The organism is Thermalbibacter longus (genome assembly GCF_023806485.1).
In the GTDB taxonomy this organism is placed as follows: Bacteria; Chloroflexota; Chloroflexia; order Thermomicrobiales; family Thermomicrobiaceae; genus Thermalbibacter; species Thermalbibacter longus.
Genome location: NZ_JAMSLR010000015.1, coordinates 33,042 through 54,184, shown reverse-complemented (window position 1 = coordinate 54,184; position 21,143 = coordinate 33,042). Strand labels below are relative to the sequence as shown.

At 67.6% G+C, this 21,143-nt stretch carries 17 protein-coding genes; 7 read left to right on the top strand and 10 right to left on the bottom strand.

The window, feature by feature from the left end; all coding sequences use genetic code 11:
* Positions 1 to 100 precede the first annotated feature (100 nt).
* Positions 101 to 1,219: a coiled-coil domain-containing protein gene (locus NET02_RS15015; protein WP_284058246.1), complete on the top strand. Its 1,119-nt coding sequence runs from the start codon at positions 101 to 103 to the stop codon at positions 1,217 to 1,219.
* A 165-nt stretch (positions 1,220 to 1,384) separates the two neighbouring features.
* On the opposite strand, the gene NET02_RS15010 is transcribed toward NET02_RS15015, so the two are convergent.
* The 3 genes from NET02_RS15010 to NET02_RS15000 all read right to left on the bottom strand — a co-directional run bounded on the left by NET02_RS15010 (position 1,385) and on the right by NET02_RS15000 (position 5,015).
* Positions 1,385 to 2,617: an aminotransferase class V-fold PLP-dependent enzyme gene (locus NET02_RS15010; RefSeq protein ID WP_284058245.1), complete on the bottom strand. Its 1,233-nt coding sequence runs from the start codon at positions 2,615 to 2,617 to the stop codon at positions 1,385 to 1,387.
* A gap of 238 nt (positions 2,618 to 2,855) precedes the next feature.
* On the bottom strand, positions 2,856 to 3,653 hold the full coding sequence (locus NET02_RS15005) for a class I SAM-dependent methyltransferase (RefSeq protein ID WP_284058244.1): 798 nt from the start codon (positions 3,651 to 3,653) through the stop codon (positions 2,856 to 2,858).
* A gap of 171 nt (positions 3,654 to 3,824) precedes the next feature.
* On the bottom strand, positions 3,825 to 5,015 hold the full coding sequence (locus NET02_RS15000; protein WP_284058243.1) for a CaiB/BaiF CoA transferase family protein: 1,191 nt from the start codon (positions 5,013 to 5,015) through the stop codon (positions 3,825 to 3,827).
* Positions 5,016 to 5,478: 463 nt separating this feature from the next.
* Here NET02_RS15000 and NET02_RS14995 point away from each other — a divergent pair, with 463 nt between their 5' ends.
* Both NET02_RS14995 and NET02_RS14990 read left to right on the top strand, forming a co-directional pair.
* Complete coding sequence (locus tag NET02_RS14995; RefSeq protein WP_284058242.1) at positions 5,479 to 6,042, top strand: hypothetical protein; 564 nt, start codon at positions 5,479 to 5,481, stop codon at positions 6,040 to 6,042.
* 12 nt (positions 6,043 to 6,054) lie between these two features.
* Positions 6,055 to 7,953, top strand: coding sequence for an AAA family ATPase (locus tag NET02_RS14990; RefSeq protein WP_284058241.1), 1,899 nt, complete (start codon positions 6,055 to 6,057; stop codon positions 7,951 to 7,953).
* A gap of 225 nt (positions 7,954 to 8,178) precedes the next feature.
* Here the strand turns inward: NET02_RS14990 and NET02_RS14985 are convergent, their stop codons facing one another.
* Entirely contained in the window at positions 8,179 to 9,303 is a 1,125-nt protein-coding gene (locus NET02_RS14985) for an alpha/beta hydrolase (protein WP_284058253.1), read from the bottom strand.
* Between the two features lie 220 nt (positions 9,304 to 9,523).
* Between NET02_RS14985 and NET02_RS14980 the strand changes: the two genes are divergently transcribed.
* Complete coding sequence (locus NET02_RS14980) at positions 9,524 to 9,730, top strand: heavy-metal-associated domain-containing protein (RefSeq protein ID WP_284058240.1); 207 nt, start codon at positions 9,524 to 9,526, stop codon at positions 9,728 to 9,730.
* 206 nt (positions 9,731 to 9,936) lie between these two features.
* Positions 9,937 to 10,365 (top strand): response regulator, encoded by a 429-nt coding sequence (locus NET02_RS14975; protein ID WP_284058239.1) that lies wholly within the window; start codon positions 9,937 to 9,939, stop codon positions 10,363 to 10,365.
* Positions 10,366 to 10,405: 40 nt separating this feature from the next.
* On the opposite strand, the gene NET02_RS14970 is transcribed toward NET02_RS14975, so the two are convergent.
* Both NET02_RS14970 and NET02_RS14965 read right to left on the bottom strand, forming a co-directional pair.
* Complete coding sequence (locus NET02_RS14970; protein ID WP_284058238.1) at positions 10,406 to 11,035, bottom strand: nicotinamidase; 630 nt, start codon at positions 11,033 to 11,035, stop codon at positions 10,406 to 10,408.
* 324 nt (positions 11,036 to 11,359) lie between these two features.
* Positions 11,360 to 12,142, bottom strand: a complete 783-nt coding sequence (locus NET02_RS14965; RefSeq protein WP_284058237.1) for a phosphatase PAP2 family protein — start codon at positions 12,140 to 12,142, stop codon at positions 11,360 to 11,362.
* A 539-nt stretch (positions 12,143 to 12,681) separates the two neighbouring features.
* Here NET02_RS14965 and NET02_RS14960 point away from each other — a divergent pair.
* Positions 12,682 to 13,695 (top strand): tyrosine-type recombinase/integrase, encoded by a 1,014-nt coding sequence (locus tag NET02_RS14960; protein ID WP_284058236.1) that lies wholly within the window; start codon positions 12,682 to 12,684, stop codon positions 13,693 to 13,695.
* The gene (locus NET02_RS14955) at positions 13,680 to 14,891 is read left to right on the top strand and encodes a hypothetical protein (protein WP_284058235.1); all 1,212 of its coding nucleotides are present in this window, start codon (positions 13,680 to 13,682) and stop codon (positions 14,889 to 14,891) included. The genes NET02_RS14960 and NET02_RS14955 overlap by 16 nt, the downstream gene beginning before the upstream one ends.
* Before the next feature lie 93 nt (positions 14,892 to 14,984).
* On the opposite strand, the gene NET02_RS14950 is transcribed toward NET02_RS14955, so the two are convergent.
* The 4 genes from NET02_RS14950 to NET02_RS14935 all read right to left on the bottom strand — a co-directional run bounded on the left by NET02_RS14950 (position 14,985) and on the right by NET02_RS14935 (position 20,547).
* A complete protein-coding gene (locus NET02_RS14950) occupies positions 14,985 to 15,938 on the bottom strand; it encodes a uroporphyrinogen decarboxylase family protein (RefSeq protein ID WP_284058234.1) in 954 nt (317 codons plus the stop codon).
* A gap of 26 nt (positions 15,939 to 15,964) precedes the next feature.
* Positions 15,965 to 17,677, bottom strand: coding sequence for a hypothetical protein (locus NET02_RS14945; RefSeq protein WP_284058233.1), 1,713 nt, complete (start codon positions 17,675 to 17,677; stop codon positions 15,965 to 15,967).
* 107 nt (positions 17,678 to 17,784) lie between these two features.
* Entirely contained in the window at positions 17,785 to 18,837 is a 1,053-nt protein-coding gene (locus NET02_RS14940) for a M42 family metallopeptidase (RefSeq protein ID WP_284058232.1), read from the bottom strand.
* A gap of 276 nt (positions 18,838 to 19,113) precedes the next feature.
* Positions 19,114 to 20,547, bottom strand: coding sequence for an NAD(P)/FAD-dependent oxidoreductase (locus tag NET02_RS14935; protein WP_284058231.1), 1,434 nt, complete (start codon positions 20,545 to 20,547; stop codon positions 19,114 to 19,116).
* Positions 20,548 to 21,143: the final 596 nt, after the last annotated feature.

Sequence of the window (21,143 nt, the reverse complement as noted above, 5' to 3'; positions counted from 1 at the left end):
TGCGATCTCCGCTCTCGCACGGAGCGGCTGCGGGGGTGAAAACCGCGCGGAGACGGGCAAGTGCTGGTATAATGGTCCGTATGGGGCAGGAGTGGCAGGAGTGTCGTTCACAGTCGAGAACTTTCGCGATCTGATCAAGCTTCTCGAGGAACACCCGGAGTGGCGGGCCGAGCTGCGCCGGCTGGTGCTGAGCGAGGAGCTGCTGACCATGCCGGAGCGCCTCGACCGGCTCACGCGCGCGGTCGAGCAGAGCGACGCGCGCCTGGCAGCAGTCGAGGCGGCCTTGCGGGAGCTGGCAGCCGCGCAGGCCCGGACGGATGCTGCGCTGTCCCGCCTCGCCGAGCGCCAGGCCGAGACCGAGGCCGCGCTGGCCCGTCTGGCCGAGCGGGTCGAGCGGCTGGAGGAGGGGCAAGCGGCGCTCTCGGCGCGGATGGATCGGGTCGAGGCGGCGCTCGCGGAGCTGGCCGCGCGCCAGGCCGAGACCGAGGCTGCGCTGACTCGCCTGGCCGAGCGCCAGGAGCGCACCGAGGCAGCCCTGCGGGAGCTGGCCGCGCGCCAGGCGGAGACGGAGGCCGTACTGGCCCGCCTGGCCGAGCGGGTCGAACGGCTGGAGGAGGGGCAGGCGGCGCTCTCGGCGCGGATGGATCGGGTCGAGGCGGCGCTCGCGGAGATGGCTGAGCGCCAGGCCGAGATGGCTGCGGCTCTGGCCCGCTTGACTGAGCGAGTAGATCAGTTGGCCGCTTCGCACGCCACGCTCCGGAGAGAGTTCGATGACCTGAAGGGCTGGACGCTGGAGCTGCGTTACGAGCGCCGGCTACCTAGTATCCTGGGCCATGTGCTCCGCAGGGCCCGTGTCGCGACGCCAGTCGTCTTTCTCGAGGAGATCGAAGACCGCATCAGCGAGGAGGCGTTCGAGGAACTGCGCAACGCCGATTTGCTGGTGCGTGGGCGCTTGAGGGACGAGCCGCAGCGGAGTGTCTGGCTGGTCGTCGAGGTCTCGTCGGCGATCGATCCCAACGACGTGGCGAGTGCCGCGCGCCGGGCGGGCCTGCTCCGCCAGGCGGGCGAGTTCGCCATCCCAGTCGTGGCCGGCGCCCGAGTGACGGCGGAAGCCGAGGCGCTCCTCGGCACGCAGCCTGTGGTGGTGATCCAGGACGGTGCCGCCTCCGGCTGGGAGCAGGCGCTCGCGCACTGGGAATCGCCCCCGGCCTCCGCGTAGTAGCCGCCGCCGAAGGCAGGGCAATCGGCCCCATCGTCACAAGGAGCATGAGCGCGCCTCGCGCGACTTCAGGGCTGCCGCCGGCGCAGCGGCCCGGCTCCCGCTCGTCCACCGAGCGGCAGCGGAGCCGGGGTACAGAGGCGCGGTGCCAGGGCGCGAGCGTTCCTAGACCTTGCGCTTGCCCGCTCGCTCGGCCATCAGGCGATGGACGGCCTCCGGCCCCTGGCGTCGGAGGTCGACGAGCGCGTCGATGAACGCGTCGATCTCCTCTTCGGTGTTGTAGTAGTGCACCGAGGCCCGCACGATCTTGTCCAACCCGCGCGCCTCCATGTCGAAGCGCGTGGAGGCGACGGTGGAGATCGTGACGTTGATCCGCTTGCTCGCGAGGTAGTCCTTGATCGTCTCCGGCGCGATGCCGTCCAGCGTGAAGGTCACGATGCCGCCGCGCTCCTTGCCCAGATCGTGCACTCGCCCTCCGGGCAGCTCGGCGACGCGCTGGCGTAGCAGCTCGGCCAGCGCGCGCAGGCGAGCCGCCCCCTCCTCGATCCCCACCGACAGCGCGTAGTCGGCTGCGACCCCGAGGCCGATGCGCCCGGCGACGTACGACTCCCAGTTCTCGAAGCGCCGGGCGTCGCCCCTGACTTCGTAGCGGTCAGGCGCGACCCAGGTGGCCGCGTGCAGGTCGAGCAGCACGGGTTCGAGCTGGGGAACCAGCGAGCGGCGGACGTAGAGAAATCCGGTACCACGCGGTCCGCGCAGGTACTTCCGGCCGGTCGCCGAGAGCATGTCGCAGCCGATGGCCCGCACGTCGACCGGTATCTGGCCCACTGACTGGCAAGCGTCGAGGAGGTAGAGAACGCCCGCCTCGCGAGCCACCCGGCCGATCTCTTCCGCCGGCTGGATAAGCCCGCCGTTCGTGGGGATATGGCTGACCGCGATCAGCTTGACCCGCTCGTCGAGCATGGCGCGCAGCGCCTCGACGGAGAGCTGGCCATGCTCGTCGTTGGGCACGACCTCGACGACGGCCCCGGTCTTGCGCGCGACTTGCAAGAAGCTGATCACGTTGCTGGCGTACTCGGACACCGAGGTGAGGATGCGGTCGCCTGGCTGGAACGGGATGGAGTAGAAGGCCATGTCCCAGGCGCGGGTCGCGTTCTCGACCAGGGCGATCTCGTCCGGCTCAGCGCCGATCAGCCGAGCCACCGCCTGGTACGTGTGCTCGACTTTGTCCAGCGCGGCGTCGTGGGCCTCGTAGCCGCCGATCCGCGCCTCCAACTCCAGGTGGTCGACAACGGCCTCGAGCACTGGGCGGGGCATCAGCGCCGCGCCAGCGTTGTTGAAGTGGATCACCTCGCTACAGCCTGGAGTCTCCTCCCGCAGTCGCTCGATATCGAGCACGGCGCCCTGCCTCCTCCCACGCCTCGTCCGCGACCCATCGTCCAGCGGGATCTTACACGACGGCATGCACTTCCTCGGCTTCGTGCTGTGCTTCTCTGGCCGAGGCTGTGCCAGGCGCCGCGCGCCGTCGGCTTTGTGCGAATGCGGCATGTTCCGCGCGGAGCCACCGTCGCGCCTACGTGGCCTGGGCGATCTCCGAGCGATCGTTGCGCGCTGATCCCCGCGCGGCAGGCAGACACTATTCAGTCCGCACCCGGCACACGGCGACGAGGTCGATCGCCTGCTCGAGGTCGCCCTCTTCGACCCGGAAATCCTCGACCGTGATCGTCGCGACTAGCTCAGGGACACGCCTGTGCAGCCAGCCCCGCACAGCCAGTGTCCCCCAGGCATGCAACCGCTCGACCACCGGCCGCGGTAGGACACCGCGCAGGCCCAGCCGGTCGAGCGCGAGCAGTCGCCCCACGATTGACCGGTTGCGTGCCCGGTAAGCTAGAACCCGCTCACTGCCGAAGACGCCCAGCAGCCGCATCTCGGGGAAGACCGGCTCGAGCAACGCCCGCAGGGCGTCGGCGTCGTACTCGCGTACATGGTGGGGGTTGAGTCCGGCCACCACTGCCGCTCGGTTGGGCGTCGTCAGCAGCAAGCGGCCGCCAGGTGCGAGCACTCGTCTCGCTTCGTTCAGGAAACGAGTGGGGTCAGGCAAGTGCTCCAGCACCTGAAAACAACAAACCAGATCGAACGTGGCATCGGGGAATGGGAGAGCTTCGGCTCGCCCGGCGACCCAGCCAAGTCCAGGCTGCCGGTAGCGGAGACCCGCCCGGGCCAACACCGCAGGGTCGACATCGAGGCCGACGGCCCACCGGGCGACGCGGGCCAGCTCCGCGGTACCGTAGCCGTCACCACTGCCGATATCGAGCACGACCGCGCCAGCGGCGAGGCGGGCTGCCCAGCGGTAAGGCGCGAGGCACTGGAGCCATGTCACCCGCAGGGCAGCCGACTCAGGGGAGACCCGCTCCGTCGTGAAGCGCCGTGACACGCTACGGACTCCCTCCCTGCCCTTCCCAGCCCCACGCTCTTGCTCCCCTCATCCTGAGCTCCCCGTAACGTTGTGTGGCACCTGTCGCGGCGCCGGTGCCTGGCACCGGTGGGGCCAGAGCGATCGCCGTGAGCCGGGCGGGGCGCGCAGGCTGGCAGGCTGACCAGGGCTTCAGACGACCCCCTCCTCGCGCAGCCGCGCGATCTCTGTGGTCGACAAGCCAAGCCGCTCCCGGAGAATTTCCTCAGTGTGCTCGCCCAGCAGCGGCGGGTGGCTCCGTACCCCGGCCGGCGTCTCGGAGAGGACGAAGGGAGGGCCGGCAAGCCGGACCGAGCCCGCTGTCGGGTGCGGAACTTCTATCACCATACCCCGGTGGAGGATCTGCGGGTGGCTGAAGACGCGGTCGAGCGTATTGATCGGGCCGCAAGGGATGCCGGCCTCGGTCATCGCGGCGAGCCAGTCGTCGGCGTCGCGCGTTTCGAAGACGGCTTGGAGCAACGGGATGAGCTCGTCGCGGTGGGCGACCCGCTGGGGATTGGTGGCGAAGCGAGGATCGTCGGCCAGCTCCTCCATGCCGAGAATACGGCAGAGCTGGCGGAACTGGCGGTCGTTGCCGACCGCTACTGTCATCCAGCGGTCGCGCGCGCGGAATGTCTGGTACGGGACGATGTTGGGATGGGCATTGCCGTAGCGCTTCGGGATCTGCCCCGAGACGAGGTAGTTGCTGCCGACGTTGGCCAGCATAGCGACGGTGCTCGGGAGGAGGGCGACGTCGATGAGCTGGCCTCGGCCGGTCTGGGACCGCGCGTGGAGGGCGGCGAGGATGGCACTGGCAGCGTACAGCCCAGTGAAGAGGTCGACGATAGCGACGCCGACTTTCATCGGCTCCCCGTCGGGCTCGCCGGTGATGCTCATCAGTCCACCCTCCCCCTGGGCGACGAAGTCGTAGCCGGCCCGCTCGGCATAGGGGCCATCGAGGCCGTAGCCGGTGATCGAGCACCAGATGAGTCGCGGGTACCGCGCCGCGAGGGCCTGGTAACCGATGCCCATCCGGTCGAGCATGCCGACCCGAAAGTTCTCGACGACGACGTCGCTGTCCCGGGCGAGCTCGACCAGGATCTCGCGCCCGCGCTCGTGCTTCAGGTTGAGCGTGATACTGCGCTTGTTGCGGTTGACGCAGAGGTAGTAGGCACTCTCGCCACCGGCCCAAGGAGGGCCCCACTGGCGCGTGTCGTCCCCGCTGCCTGGCTGCTCCACCTTGATGACATCGGCCCCGAGATCGCCGAGGATCATGGTGCAGAAGGGGCCTGCCAGCACGCGCGACAGATCGAGCACCCGAATACCTTCGAGGGGGCCAGGCATGGTGTAACGCTCCTCCCACCAGATCGCTCCCGCCGGTCACACCAGGCCGTAGCCTAGCACAGGCGATTGGGTTGCGCTGCGGATCGGACTAGAGCGGCTTCTCCGCATGCGTTCGCCTGGGCCAGCGTCAAACGAGCCCAGCAGGTCCACCCGGGTGGAGCCCGGCCACCCTAGGTGCCAGCCACAGGCACCGTGGTACCAGCGCTGCCGGCCGTCGCTGTGGCGTGCCTTTATGAGGCGTGGAGCGACGCGCTTGTATTTCGCGACGTAGTCAGGTGCTACAATTAGGAAACCGTGAGATGCTTCCCACGACGCCTGGGTGGCCTTGCGGTGGCGCTACCACTCACACGCGCCAGGGATCGGTACAGCCAATGTGAGGGCTATTATGGCTGCATCTGGCGACGGTCCGCACTCGGTGAGTCTCGCTACCGCCTTGCCAGCTCCGCTTCGACAGGGGGTGCGGGTGGCCGATGTCGTCGGCAGGCGCGTCGGCGGAGTACTGCGCTTTCTCTTTCGCAAGCTCCTCTGGATCATCTTCTCGGTTCTCCGCCTTGCCTGGCGGCATCCGGCGCTGACGCTCCTTTTGGCCATCGGCGCGTATCTCGGCTACCAGCAAGCGCAGGCGTACTTCGCCCCGCCACCCAGCACTGCTCCTCCACCGGCCATCCAGGCCGCGCCGCTGATCCAGCCGCCCGAGAGTGTCCAGCAATACCTCGAAGGACAGCGCGCCTTCGACGCCGAGGCAATGTGGGAGGCGTTCAGCGAGGAGACCAAGGCCGCCCACCTGGCCGAGGGCAGCTCCCTCTCTACGTTCAAGCGAGCGATCGAGCGCATGCGTGAGAGCGGCCTGCGCTATGGAGAGAGCCAGTATATCGGCGGATATCACCTCGAGAACGGGATCAGCTACTACTTTTATGTCACTGAGGTGCGGAACGATGCTGGCCAGTCCGCGCAGGTATACCAGGTCTTCACCGTCGACGAGCAAGGCAAAGTGATCCAGGTCGACACTCCGCAGCTTCAGCAGTGAGGACGGTGACCCATGGCGCAGAAGATCGAACCGGCTCCCACCACGCTCAGCGGGCAACCGCGTCCCCGCTACCGCGACGATCTCGAAGCGCAGATCGACGAGTTCATCCAGGGCATCATCGACCTCTTCCGCTTCCACCTGCGCGGCCTGATCTTGATCGTGCTCCTAGTGACCGGCTTCTTCCTCTGGCTCTGGCCGTCGCGGGGCACCTGGGGTCCGGTAGCCCTCATGGTCGGCTTCGCTCTGTTGCAGATTGCCTTCGCCATCGTCTTCGTCATCATCCAGTTCGGCGCGATTTTCTGGTTCCTCGGCCGCGGACGAACCTACTGGATCAAGCCAGGTGAAACCGGGGTCGGCTTCGCCGACTACAAGGGCAATCCCGAAGTGCTCGAATCTGCCCGGCGCGTCGTCACGCTCCTCCGCGGCGTGAAGGAGTTCAAGGAGATGGGAGGCGAAGCCATCCGCGGCTTGCTGCTGGTCGGCCCGCCCGGAACCGGCAAGTCCTACCTGGCCCAGTGCATCAGCACCGAGGCGAACGTGCCGTTCGGCTACGCCAGCGCGCCGTCGTTCCAGAACATGTTCTTCGGCGTCAGCAACTTGCGGATCATGATGCTGTATCGCAAGGCGCGGAAGCTAGCCCGCAAGTACGGTGCGTGCATCCTCTTCATCGATGAGATCGACGCGATCGCTCAGGCCCGCGGTGGCCGCTACGCTGGGCAAGGCTTCCTCGGTCCACTCTTCGGCTTCGGTGGCAACGCGATGCTCAACGAGCTGCTCCTGCAGCTCGATCCACCGCCCCAGGAGCTGACCCTGATCGGCCGGTTGCTCCGCCTGCTCGGACTTCGCCGCCGCCGGGTGGAGCTGCCACCAGTACTCACCATCGCCGCGACCAACATGCCCGATGCGCTCGACCCCGCCCTGCTCCGCCCCGGTCGCTTCGACCGCAAGATCGTCGTCGACGCGCCCAGCGCCGAGGGCCGGCGCGAGATCATCGAGTACTACCTCAATAAGGTCAAGCATGACCCGAACATACCGGTCGACGACATGGTATACGATACGATCGGCTATACACCCGCTGCTATTCGTTATGTCATCAACGAGGCCGTCATCCACGCGCACTTCGCCGGCCGCAACTACATCACCTACGAGGACTTCACCGCGGCCCGCGAGATGCACGAGCTGGGGCTGCGCCAGCCGATCAAGTCGATGAGTTACGAGGAGCGGCGGCGGATCGCCTACCACGAGGCCGGGCACGCGCTGGCGCAATTCATGCTGCAGCCCAAGAACCGGGTGGTCAAAGTTTCGATCATCCGCCATGGCGAGGCGCTCGGCTTCTCGGCCACCAAGCCGACCGAAGAGCGTTTCACCAAGACACGCGACGAGATCATGACGGATATCCAGGTGGCACTCGCATCGCGTGCCGCCGAGGAGCTCTTCCTCGGGATCCAGATGTCTGGCGTGACCAACGACCTCGCCCAGGCGACGCACCTCGCCAACCTGGCAGTCTCGATGTGGGGCATGGACGGCAGCCTCTACTCCGCCCTGCCCTACAATCAGATGGTGCCCGACCTGTTCCGCAAGCAGCGCGTCGAGCGTATCCTGGCGCATCAGTTCGAGAACGTGAAGCGCCTGCTGGAAGCCAACCGAGAGGCGCTCATCGCCCTCGCCGAAGAGCTGCTCGCGCGCGACGAGCTCAACGAGCAGCAGATTCGTGAGATACTGCGGCAGTTCGAGCTGGTGATCCCCCCACCGCTGCCAGAGCCGGTCGAGTCGCTGGAGGTCCGACAGGCGCAGGAGGCGGTACTGAGTCGCGTGGCTTCGCCGGAGACCACGCCCCAGCCGGAAGAGTCAATTACCGGTCCCGATGGCTCCGAGGGGCCAGCAGGGGAGAACGGTCAATTTCCCGGTTGAACTCAGCGGCCTGTATGCGGGAGAGCCGGGGACGGGCGCACCTGGCGTCTCTCGCGCAGCAACAGAGTTGCCAGTACAGCGGGGCGACACCGGCCCTGATAGGGACATCTCGGCGAGGCGACCTCACGCCAGGTGGCTCTAACAGTCCGCTTGAGATCTACATAATTCGCTCCTGCGGATAGTCCTGGGCTGCCGCGGAGATCAGTTGCTGGCGGCAGCGATTCGCTACGCTTCGGATAGTGTCGCCGCCAGCCAGTCCGCCGCGGCTGCGGTCCACTGCTCGAGGTGCGTGAACGCGACATGATTGGCATCGTCGAGGAAGAGGAGGTACTTCGGGGAGGCAGCCGCGCGATAGAGCCGGAGTGCCTCTGCGGGGGGGACGACGAGATCGGCGCCCGCCCCGACGACCATGAGAGGGACGCGGAGCGCGCGCACAGCCTCGACCAGGGTGATGTGCGAGACTAGATTCGGGAGGTCTGCCGGCGCCACTCCGATCGCCCACGCCACGTCTTGCTGGACGACGGGATGCAAGTAAGGGAGATACGGAGCGGGATCATACGGCGGCGTCACCGCCACGACCGCTGGCAGCTCCGGGAGGTGAGTGGCGAGCTGCACCGCCATCGCGCCACGCAGGCTTACGCCGAGAAGCGACACTTTCCGCGAATCGAGCTCGGGCACACGCGACGTAAAGTCGATAATCGCCTCAGCGATGTCCTCCTGCCCGGGTGCCGCCAGCGCTAGATCCCACGCCTCGCCGCTGCCCGGCGTGTCGAGCGCCAGGACGGCGAGGCCTCGCTCCAGGAAGGGTGTCGCCCAGCCGATCGTCTCTTCTTTGACAGTGCTCGATCCGTTGAGGAGGACGACTAGCGGGGCCGGACGAGAGGACGACTCTGGCAGGCGCAAGTAGCCGGGCAGCGGTGTCCCGCGCCAGTCGACCTCGACGGGGAAGGCGGGCGGAGCGAGGTGCGGCGCCACGTCGCGGAATAGCCTGGCCGCACGGCGGTAGAGCCGGCGTCGACGCTCCAGGTTCTCGAGCTCGAAGATGTGCGCGAAGTGGTAGCACAACGCGGCCGAGCGTTGCTGCTCGGCCGCGATCGCCAGATCGCCCGAGCGTCGGCCAGTGCGCGCCTGATTCAGGTACGAGCGTGCCGTCCGCACCCAGGCGACCGGCCAGGATCGGATAGTGCGGATGCGAGCGAGGGTTGCTGCAAGCTGCCGCGGGGTAATGCCGCCGACCACGAAACGGTAGCGCCCGGCTCGCGAGAGCACTGCGGCGCTAGCGACGCGGAAGGTGAGATCGATCGCTGCCAGCGGAATCCGGTTGGCGATGACATAGCGTGCACTGAGCATCTGGACCACGCGGCCTGGCCCCTCCCGCCTGTCCCGCCCTCCGCGGGCACGCCTGAGGATAGCATGTCGGCAGGCGGGAAGCTGCCGAGCACGGACGCCGTCCACCCAGGTGGAGCTTTTCATACCGGCCTCGCTGGCGCGGCGAGCATCTGCTATACTAGCTGCACGATACCCCCACCGGGTATCGGTGGGGCAGTGCGAAGGACCGAGGAGGTGGTCTGTGGTTCAGCGCGTCTATCGCGTGCCCGACGTGAGTTGCCAGCACTGCATCCGAGCCATTACCAGCGAGCTCCAGAAGATTCCAGGGGTGCGGTCGGTGCACGTCGACCTCGACAGCAAGCTCGTGACAGTGGCGGCTGAGGAGTCGGTGAGCGACGAGCAGATCCGCGCTGGCATCGAGGAGGCTGGCTACGAGATCGCTGCCTGAGCGTGGCAGTACCGTTGAGTACCAGCACTGGGCATGAGTATCAGCTACCTGGACATGCCGGCATCCCGCGGCGCTCTCACCCAATCGTCCCTGAGAAGATAGGAGACATTTCCCTGGTCATGGCCGGGGCCATGGCCGATCCTTGACAGCGTCTGCGGTGAGGTGGTAGGGTCAGCGCTATACTGAACACTTAGGAGTTCGAGCCAGTGACGGATCGGGTGCGGATCCTCATCGTCGATGATGAGGAGGAGTTCACACAGGAACTCTCTCAACACCTGACGACCTGGGCCCAGGTGCAGGTCCTCACGCGGGGTGGTGAAGCGCGGGACTGGATCGAGCAGTGGCAACCCGATGCCGTCTTCCTCAACCCGCTGTTGCCGGACTGCGACGGCTTCGAACTGATTGATGCCATCTTCACGACGAGCCAGGTTCGCCCATTGGTGTTCTGCATCACGTCCGGCGGCACTGCCCGGCTGCGCATGCCCCCGGCGAGCCACTGGCCAGTCGGTTCCCTGCCCCGCACTGCCGACCTGGCGGCGATCAGCGTTAGCCTCCGAGTCGCCTGTACTGCCCGCCGGGAACGTGCCGTCTCAGGTGAGTCACGCGGCCCTTCGGTACTCATCCCCGAACCCTAGGCTGTCACCGCGCGGAGCGCCCTCGTCTTCTGCGGCGTGGTCAGCTTCCCGGGCGGGGAGCTGGCGGCGAAGTGGGCTCCCCGAGCTGGAGTGTCTCCAGAGTCGCGGTCTCGGCGCCACGGTCTCGCAGCTCGGCGAGCGCGCGTTCAGAGTCACCAGGCTGGACATCCACACCACGCACCGCGTCCACCAGGACAGTCACCTTCAGCCCCGCCGCAAGGGCGTCGAGCGCGCTCGCCCGGACGCAATAGTCGGTGGCGAGACCTCCGACATACAGGTCAGTCACCCCGTCACGGCGAAGCCGCTCGGCGAAGCTCTCGCCCTCCGGCGTGCGCCCCTGGAAGGCGGAGTAGGCGTCCTCCTCGGGATCCGCGCCCTTGGTGATGACCACCGCATCGGTTGGTACCTCGAGCTCGGGATGGAACTCTGCCCCGGGCGTCCCCTGGACGCAGTGCGGCGGCCAGGCACCGCCGAATTCCTTGAAATGTCGAGTCCGCTCAGGATGCCAATCGCGAGAGAAGTAAACCGGGAGGCCGGCCTCGCGAAAGCGCCGGATGTACTCGTTGAGCACCGGCACTACCCGGTCTCCCTCCGGCACCGGCAGCGCACCGCCTGGCACGAAGTCGTTCTGCACATCGACAACCAGCAGTGCAGCTCGTCGTTCGGCCATGTCAGCGCTCCTCTCGGCTCGTACCCGGTGCATCTCTCAGCGCTCGTTCGAGCAGGGTGCTGATTTCCTTCACGACATAAGTAACATCTTTGGCCAATGCACGTCAACGAGCATTGTACGCTGGGAGAAACCGGCTTGTTCCTCCCGTCCCGTCGTGCCGTGCGTCCCTCTGCTGGGCCAGTGGCGGCCGAGCGCGGGAAGCAGGCGGGGCACCAGCGTTCCCAGCGAGAGCGCCGATCGCGCGCGAAATCTGCAATCGCGGGGAAGGGGAGTGCCGCTCACCCGGCGTTCGAGCGAGCCACTGTCCAGCCGGTGCTTCCGGCGCTACCAGCGTGATGCCGGTATCATCGGGCTCACATCGAGAGCCGGCTCTTGCCGTCGCCGGAGCAGTCGCGGCACTACGATCCAGCATGCGGCGGCCAGCCCGAACCCAGCGATCACGTCGAGCACGTAATGGTTGCCGGTACCCACGACTGCCAGCGCCATCAGGGTCGGATGCGTGACCCCGAGGATCCAGTGGAACCAGCGCCGGCCGATCCAGATTACACCGATGCCGCTGAACAGCGCGAACGCCGCGTGCAGGCTCGGCATCGCGGCGAAGGGGTTGTAGAGCGTCGCGATCCCCGGGTGATCGTAGTTCACGCCGTGGTAGAGCGCCAGCGTATCGACGAAGCCGCGCCAACTGAAGAACCGCGGGGGTGCGAGCGGAAAGAGCGTGTAGCTGAGCAACCCCACGCCCAGCATCGCCAGGAAGATCGCTCGAACCTCACGATAATAGTGGTAATGCCGCAAGAACACCCAGGTGCCGAACAGGATCACGCACGTCAGGTGGGTATAGGCGTAGACGAAGTTGAGGAAGCGTACCAGCGCCGGTGCCGCCAGTACCCAGCTCTGGACCCAGAGTTCGCGGAACAGACCGAGCTTCTGTTCGAGGTGCATGACCTCGAACGCGTTGGCGAATGCATCGTAGGCGCGCCCGGCAGCGATCCCTCGGGTAATGTAGTAGAGCACGAACAGGCTCGCCATGAGCCCGAACTCGAAGGGCGCGGCCCGAAGCCGGCTACCCGTCACAGCCTGGGCCTGCACCGCAACGCGCTCTGGATTCATCCCTGAGTGACTCCTCGTCTCGTCGGTCGCCGCGGCGTAGTCGGCTCGCCAGCGGCTCCTGCCAGGGAGGTATCGGCGACATCGCGAGGCAGGTGCTGTCCCCCGGCTCGACGAAGTCTTACACGAGGAGGCGCAGGCTGTCCAGGCGGCAAGCGCGGCGCGGGGACGCGGCAAAGCACGAGAGAAGCGCCGACACCGATCGCCAGCCAGGCAGTCCGCCAGCATCTCACCGTCCCGCGCGGCTGGCTATCCCGACACGCCTGCACCTCTGGCTCGACGTCGAGGTCACCCGCCTGCGCGCGGCTGGCCATCCTCAGCCGGTGCCCCGGAGGGCGCTGTAACGGTCTGCCACCTGTTCGCGCGAAACCAGTTGTTCGCTCGTCCACAATGATCTACTATGCGCCTAGCGGAGATGAGGAGCACCGTGCTGCCTGGGACACTCCGTAATCGGATCGCGAACGTCGCGTTGCGGGACAGCGTGAGTGTACGTACACTACTCGCAGCGCAAACGTTTGCCGATATCCGCAACGGAGGTACCCATGGCCGACCAGCCGGTGACCATCCAGGCAGCCGTTGAGGACTTCTTCGAGGATCTGCGCTTGTCGCCACGGAGCAAAAAGACGTATCGAATCGCTATCCAGGAGTTCCTGGTTTACCTTCGCGAGCACTGCCAGCTCGACCCAGCATGCGCACCGGTAACCGTGCTGACGGAGGACCATGCGGCCGGCTTCGCCACTACCCGGATGCCGGCCGATGTCCGCTCCCCCGAGGAGGTCTCTCAGATGCGCACCGCTCAGACGAAGCTGGCTGCCGTGCGCAAGTTCTACAGCTACCTCGTCTCCTTCGACGTGCACCCCGCGCTCTCGACCGAGAAGCTGCGTGCCCGGATCTCTGCCGTGATGCCGCGTTTTACCCCGCCTCCCCCTGATGTCTCGACTGCCGACCTCGACCGCATCGTCGAGTACGTGCGGCGGCTGCCGCGCGAGGGCAATCCTTCGCGCGACCTCCGCCGGCTCAAGCTGCGAGCACTCGTGCTGTTCCTCTACCGAACAGGGGTACGGGTCTCCGAGCTCTGCGCGCTGCGCCGGCGCGATATCGACCTCGCAAGCGGTACGGCCCACATCTATCGCGCCAAAGGAGGGAAGAGCCGCACCGTTCACTTCGACGCCGAGACCGCTGAGGCGCTGGTTGCGTACTGGACGGCACGCGGCGATGCCGGGCGTGGCACTGATTCGCTCGCAGCGTTCAGCGGGCGCGACAAACCGGGCTCTCCCGGCCGCCCGATCAGCCCGCGGACTGTTGAGCACCTCATCGGCCAGCTTGCCCAGGCCGCCGGGGTCGAGCGGCAGATTACGCCGCATTCCTTCCGCCACGGCCTGGCCACCGAACTGGTACGCCGACGCGTTCGCGAGTCGACTGTGCAGACGATCCTCGGGCACGCCTCGCCGGCGACCACGCGCATCTACGTCCATAAGACCGCGCTCGAGGTGGCCGAGGAGTACCAGGAGGCATTCGGCCGCTACCGGAGGCCTCCCGGATGGGGAACGAGCTGATGCGACTCGCCGCGCTCGGCCGCTCGATCGGTGCTCTCATCGCCCTCAGCCTGGCGCTGATTGCCTGCGAAGTCAGCCCAGCAACTCCACAAGCTACTCCCGAAGCCCGAGCCGGCTTCCTCGCGCAGCCAGAAACGCAACCTCGGCCGACGCCGGTCGCGGCGTTCCACCCGCGCATCGGCCGCTTGATTCTCACCACGGCCATCGGCGACGGTGAGGCGCCAGCCGAGGAGCTGACGAGCGTTCCCGGTGACGCTGAGGTCATCTACCTGGTCATCGAGGTCGCCGAGATGCCTGCTGGAGCAACGCTGACGGCCGTCTGGCTCCACAATGAAGCCGAGCTCTCACGGAGTGACCGGGTGCTCACCGAGCCGGTGCGCGAGCCGCGCTGGTTGGCGTTTCCTCTCCGCCCCGCGAGCCACCTGCCAGGCGGCGAATACGTCGTTCGGCTGTTCCTGGATGGCCAGATGCTCGACTCGCTGGTGTTCCACGTCAGTGGCAGCGCCAACGGGACGCCAGCCGCAGCAGAGCGCGCGCAGCTCGCCTTCGTCGGCGCGTTGCCGGCTGATGGCGAGGCCGTCGAGCCACGCACGCTCTTCTCCCCTGACACGACGCAGGTCGTTGCTGTGCTCACCGACCCACCGGCGACGTCCGAAGACCTGGTCAGCCGCTGGTACTACAACGACGGCATCCTCGCCGAGATCCCGCCTGATGAGCTACTGACGCCGGCGATGCGCACCTTCACGCTGCGCTCCGATCAGCCGTTGCCGTCCGGCTCCTACCGGGTCGAGGTCTTGATCGACGGCCAGGTGACCGCCTCGGGGCAGTTCCTGATCCAGGGGCCGCCTCCTTCCGCCAGCCAGGCCTCGGTCGAGGGCCTCACCGTCGCCGCGGCCATCGACCCGGCGAGCCAGGCGCCGGCTGGGGCGCCGCTCACCCAGATCGAGGCCCCAGCTACGGTCTATGTCGCCGTTCTGGTCCGCGATCTCGCCCCCAGCGACCTGATCGAGATCGTCTGGGTGAGGAACGACGTCGAGATCGCTCGCTTCCCGGTCACCGGCTTGCGGCTGAGCTACAACTGGGTCAGCCTGCCTTACGAGATCCCGGCACAGCCGGACGAGGGCGCCGTCACCTACCGCGCCATCGTCGTCCTGAACGGCACCCCGGTCCGCGACCACACCCTGGCCGTTCAATAAGATCGGGCGACTGCCCGCTCCGTCGACAAGGTTCTTGGGACATCGGAGATGTCCCCAGGACGGCACCTCGCGGGTGGTGTGGCGGGCCGGAGCCTAGCGGAGCTCTTCAGCGATCTGGCGGGCCGCGTGCAGCCAGCGCTCGTCGGTCTCGTCGGGCACCGAGCAGCCATTCGCCAGAATCAACTTGCGCCCGCCGGTCTGGCGCACCGCATCCTCGGCTTCTTCCCGGATCTCCTCGACCGGCCCGCGCGAGAGCGCGCCGAACTCGTGCCAGCCGCCCATCAGGCACTTGTCCGTCTTCTGGCGCGCCTCCGCCAGGCTAGGGCCTGCCAACCGGTCGCTCCAGCTCAGGACCGTGACCGGGTAGTCGAGCACCTCATCGAAGAGCAGATCCCGCTCGCCGTGCACGTGCAGCACGTTGAGCCAGCCGTCCACCGCTCCCTGCAGCGCCAGCAGGTCATAGGGCCGGCCGAGTTCACGATAGCGTTCGGCGGGCATCATGGCCCGCGTGCAGCCCTGGAGCGCGAAGAAGACACCGTCCGCGCCCTGCTCGATGCAGTCCCGGATGTGCTCGCGCAGGTTCTCGGCGATGGTCGCCAGCGCCTCGTGGACCAGTCCCGGATGGCGCTCGGCATGCTCCAGGACCAGCTCAGGGGAGGCCGCAAAGTGCATCGCTTCGGCCAGCGGGCTGAAGACGGTCATGATAATCGGGACATCGAAGCCGACGGCGTCGCGCAGGAGCCGGATAGCTGCGGCACGCTCACGGAAAAAACGGGAGCGCTCTCGGGCGATCGGCTCGATCAACAGCCAGTCCTCGGGCCGGGAGATTGCCCGCCGTGGAAAAGGATAGGGGATATCAGGCATGATCTTGATGATGTCGAGATCGAACGTATTCACGAAGAAGTCGAGCGTCGCCTCCGCCAGGCGACGGCCGGAGCCGGCGGGACGGAAGTGGTGCCAGAAGCACACCGGAACCCGATCGACCTCCTCGCCGTGGACTGCCGCCATCACCCGCTCGGTCTTGGTCATCTCCGCCGCGATAGCCATCACCCCTCCTGTCTCGCGCTTCGAACTCACCCGCTCACGACTGTATCGCTGATCGGCCCTGGCAACGCTATGCCCATCTCGATCTCGCCCGCGGGGCCGAGGATCAAGGCCCGGTCACCCGCCCCCTCGGTGCGCTCGATCGCGACCACTGTGCCTGCATCCGTCACGGTGACGGCAATGATCGGATGGCCCACGAGCCAGCGGTCCACGACCGCGAGCGTACCGGCGTCGAGCACCCAGATGCCATCGCCGAAGCCAGTCGCGCCCCCGACCGGCGCGACGACGTACAGCCGCTGTCCTTGCGTGTCGGCCACCACCCAGCGCGAAGGTTGTCCCGCAGCACGGGCATCGGATATCACTGCGCCGACGAGCCAGCGGATGATCCGCTCGATGGGCGAGAGCGGAGGCTCGCCAGCGGTCGTCAACTGAGCGCGCCGCACCTCACCGGTGACCAGGTCGACAGCGATGGCCTCCGGCGCCCAGGATGCAACGGCATAGAGCGTCTGCCCGGCGATCGCTAGTGCTGGGCTCGCGGTGTTCAGCTCTGATAGGTCGATCTGCTGCGTTACCTGCCCCGCCACTGGGTCCCAGATGAGCAAGACCGGCCCTGATGCTCCCCCAGTACAGAGCGCGTACCAGCGGAGCTCCGGCCCGGTGGCTAGCCCGCTCATCCCCGGGTAGGTAATGGGGCAGCCGGCCCAGGGCGTTGTAGCCTCGCCGGGCGAGCGGTGACTCGCCTCCACCTCGAGGTCTGACGTTCTCAGCACCGTGAGCCGGAATCCCGACTCAGGCTCCACCCGAACGACCTGCTCGGCGAGCACCAGGTGTTCGCCATCGCCGGAGACGGCGAGCTGCGGCACCACGCGGTCGCCGAGCAGCGCGCCCGGCATGATGCGCGTCGCGACGACGGTGGCGCCCTCTGGATCCATCGCGGCAAGCTGGGCATTCCAACCCTGGCCGAGCTTCCACGCCCAGTAGGCATAGAGGCGTGCCCCGCTCGGGTCAGCGGCCACCGCGCTCACCAGCGCTGGCGAGCTGCTGCTTCCGTCCTGTACCGCGGCTCGCACCTCGCCGAGCTGCACCTCGCCCGCGGGCTCGCCGGTTTGCCCATCAGTAACGACCAGCGAGAGATTCCAGCGCCCGCCGTACGCCTGGCTTACCCGATCTACCGGGCTAAGCCGGCGCTCGGTGACGAGCCAACGCTGGCCGGCGCGTAGCACCTCGTCACCGCCCAGGAGCGCCACCTGGCCGGTCGCGGGATCGACCCGATAGTAGGTCTTCCAGCGCTCACCCCGGAAGAAGACCAGGTCTTGGCTACCGGTTTCCGGGATACGGAAGCGCGGCTCCACCTCGATGAAGCGGCTCAAGCGATCGTGCCGGCCGTCGGCTGCATTCAGCTCCACTTCTACCCACCAGCGCCCGGCAGTGTTGAGCGGCACCCGGACCTCGTATCGGCCAGGCTGCTCGCCGCCCTGGCCGCGGACCGTAGCGGCCGGCGGCGGTGGCGGCTGGTTGTATCCGGTGATCGGGGCACGCAGCGCAGCCGTTACCGCCAGCTCGGGCAGTGGCTGACCGGCTTCGTCCAGCACGGTAAAAGCGAGCGTCAGGAGATCACCGGCCTGGGGGCTGATCGGCTCCATCGCCACGTCGACGAAGCGCCAGCCGGCGTCGCCGTCGGCCGCGACCGGGGCGAGGCTGGCCAGCAGCCCACAGCAGAGAAGAGCTACCAGGCCTCCCACCCGGAGTACTCCGGGACCGCGCCTTCGTGGGCTCGATGTCTCGGCCACAGCGCGCCCAACCGTCCCTTCACCGGCCGCATCGAGAGCCCCTCTTCCTGGCTATTCAGCTATCGCGGCCGGTAGTCTCCAGTATGCGCCACTTCCAGATAGCGGGCAATCAACTGCACGGCAGCTTCGATATCGGCCAGGTCAGCCATCTCATTCACCGTGTGCACATGGCGCGTCGGGATCGAGACCGTGACTGCCGGCACGCCGGCCCGCGCGCGCTGGATGGCTCCGGCATCGGTACCCCCGCGCGGCAACACCTCGAGCTGGTAGGGGATCCCGTGTTGCTCGGCTACCTCCCGCAGGTGCCGCACCAGCCGGTAGTTGGGGATATGCGAGGTGTCGAACACCTTGATGGCGACCCCTCCGCCGAGCTTCGTCACCTGCTCGTGCGCGTCGATCCCCGGCACATCGCCGGCGATCGTGATGTCGAGCGCGATCCCGATGTCGGGCTCCACCCCGAATGCCGAGGTCTGGGCGCCGCGAAGCCCCACCTCCTCCTGGGTCGTCGCGACGGCCACCACGTCTGCCTCGTGCGCGCCGAGCGCGCGCAGCGCTTCGATCATCACGAAGACGCCGACCCGATCGTCCAGCGCCTTGCTGAGCACCCGTGGGCCGGTCACCTCCAGCGGCCGGTCGAGCGTCACCATATCGCCGATCTCCACGCGGGCCCGCACCTCACTGGAGGGCAGGCCGAGGTCGACATAAAACTCCTCGATCCGAGGGGGCTTCTGCTCGTTGGGCTGGAGCAGGTGGATCGGCTTGGTGGCCAACTGGAGCGCGCCGATCAATCCCTCACCGTCGCGAGTCCAGACGCGCACGCGCTGGGCTGGCAGCACTCGGGCATCGAAGCCGCCGACCGGTTGGAGACGAAGGAAGCCCTGCTCGTCGATGTAGCGCACCATGAAGCCGATCTCATCGAGGTGAGCGGCCAGCATCACGCACGGCCCCCCGCGACCCGCCTTGCGCGCGATCACGTTCCCCAGCGCATCGACCTGGACGTCCTCAGCGACCGGTTTCAGTGCCTCGCGGGCGACTGCCGCCACGCGCTCCTCGCGCCCGGGGATGCCTGGCGTCTCGCACAGCCGCTTGAGCAGATCGAGATCGAGCTCCATGGTTCCCTCCTACCTCACCGCCGCTACTCCGCCCAGCCATGCTAGCATGCCGCCCCGCGCGACGCACCCTCGCGCGAGCGCGGCCTCGCCGGCTTCCCAGCCGTGCCCGTGTCATCAAGCCCACTTGTGGTCAAGAGGGGAGCCTGCGCTAGGAACGGGCCTGGTGTCTGATCTCTGCCGGCCCTCGGGACGTGGCCCGGGGCCGCTGGTCGGCCGCCTCGGCCACGCTTCCAGCGGCCCGCCCGAGGGCGGCGTCACGCGAGCTCAGCTCCGGCCTTAGTGCTCGCCCAGGCGCTCGACCAGGCTCTTGCCGCTCGGGGGCCGGCCGGTGCGCTCGGCCTCGTCGTCGATGCGCATGAAGCCGCGCTGGACGAAGCGCACGCCCAGCCAGCGGAGCGGCTCTGGCTCCCAGGGGCGGATCCGGTGGCTCGTCATCGGCAGCCGGGTCAGCTCCGACTCGTGCCCGGTGATCAAATCGGCCAGCACGCGACCCGAGAGGTTGGCCGTGGCCACGCCCTGACCAGTGTAGCCGCAGGCCATCGCCAGCCCCTGGCCGGGGTCGTAGCGCATGGTGGGCATCCAGTCGCGCGGCATGCCCAGCGGGCCACCCCAGGCGTGGGTAAAGCCGACTCCCTTGAGGCGCAGGATCGGGAACCAGTCGTAGCACATTTGGCGGAGCATCTCGTGCGTCGGCCCGTGGCGATCGTAGGCGTCGTCGATGCGCGAGCCGAAGTGGTAGGGGGCACCACGCCCACCGAACAGGATACGGCCATCAGCCGTCTGGGAGAGGTAGTCGACCGTGTAGCGGTTGGAGGCCACGCATTCCCGATTTCGCCAGCCGATCTCCTCCCAGACCTCGGCCGGCACCGGTTCGGTGAGGACGATCAGCGAGTAGACCGGGATCAGCGCGCGCCGCAGCCGGGGCAACTGCGAGAGATACGCCTCGCCAGCCAGCACCAGCACCCTGGCCCGCACGTCGCCACGCGGGGTGACGAAGCGGGGGGCCTGGCCAGTCACGAAGTCGACCACCGGTGTCTGCTCGTAGATGGTCGCGCCCAGCCGCTCGACCGCCCGGGCCAGCCCGCGCACCAGTCTTCCCGGGTGGACGACAGCGCACTGCTTGACGAAGATCGCGCCTTCAGCCCTGGTGACGCGGATGCGCTGCGCCAGCTCATCCGGGCCGAGCCGCTCGTACCACTCGGTCAGACCCAGGCGCTCATAGGTGCGCCACGACTCCTCGATCGCCGGGAGCTGGTGCCGGCCACGGGCGATCCTGAGCGCACCGCCCTTGTGAAAGTGCGCGTCGATCCCCTCGGCAGCCAGCACCCGCCCCACCTCGTCGACCGTCTCGAACATGGCGAGAGCGATGGCCCGCGCGGCGTCGGCGCCATAGCGCCTGGCCAGCAGGCCGAGCGAGAGCGGGAAGCCGGGAGTGACCCAGCCACCGTTGCGGCCGGAGGCGCCGAAGCCGGCGACCTCGCGCTCGAGGATGGCGACCCGCAGCGAGGGGTCTCGCTTGAGCAGGTAGTAGGCCGTCCAGAGGCCAGTGTAGCCGGCGCCGAGGATGGCGATATCGACATCGATCGAGCCGTCGAGCGGCGGGCGAGGGGTAAGGTCGTCGTCGCAGGTCTCGAGCCAGTAGCTGTACTGGCGGTAGCGCATGGCTGCGGCCGGCCCGCTGACCGGCACCGCCCAGCTTCCGGTGGACATCGCACACTCCTCCCTGCACGCGCGGCCGGACGCCCTCACGGCCACGGCCGTAGTCTACCGTGCCTCCCTCAGGTGGTCACGAGGGAGACAAGGTGACAGGTCTCGAATCGGGATCCGGAGCTGCGGGCAATCCTCGGCCCAGGAGGCAGCCACCACGAAGCCGAAGTCGCCAGCGCCTCACGCAGTTCGGCGGCTACACTCGTTGGGATCTCGAACTACGCAGGGCGGGGCACCGCCCACTCCTGCTAGTGGGTGCCGAGCGTCTCGTTGAGGAGAGCCAATGCAGTATCGCGGTGATCCGATGCCTCCTCGCCGCTCCGGGCACGTCGCCTGCCGGCCATCTCTATCCGACACCGGCCGCTAGTGCCCACCTGCCCGCTCGACCGCCGTGAACAACAAATGGCTATACAGTGGCCAGCACCCGGCCACCGATTGGTCACTACCAGAGCTGGCGATGCCGAGCAGCGCTCGCTAGAGTCTTCATACGTTTCGGATCGCTCTGAACGCGGCTGAACGAAGGCGATTGCGCGGGCGGCGTTCCACTCTTCTCCTGACCATGCCCGTCCGTGCCGCCGATGGATGTCCGGCCCAGTCAC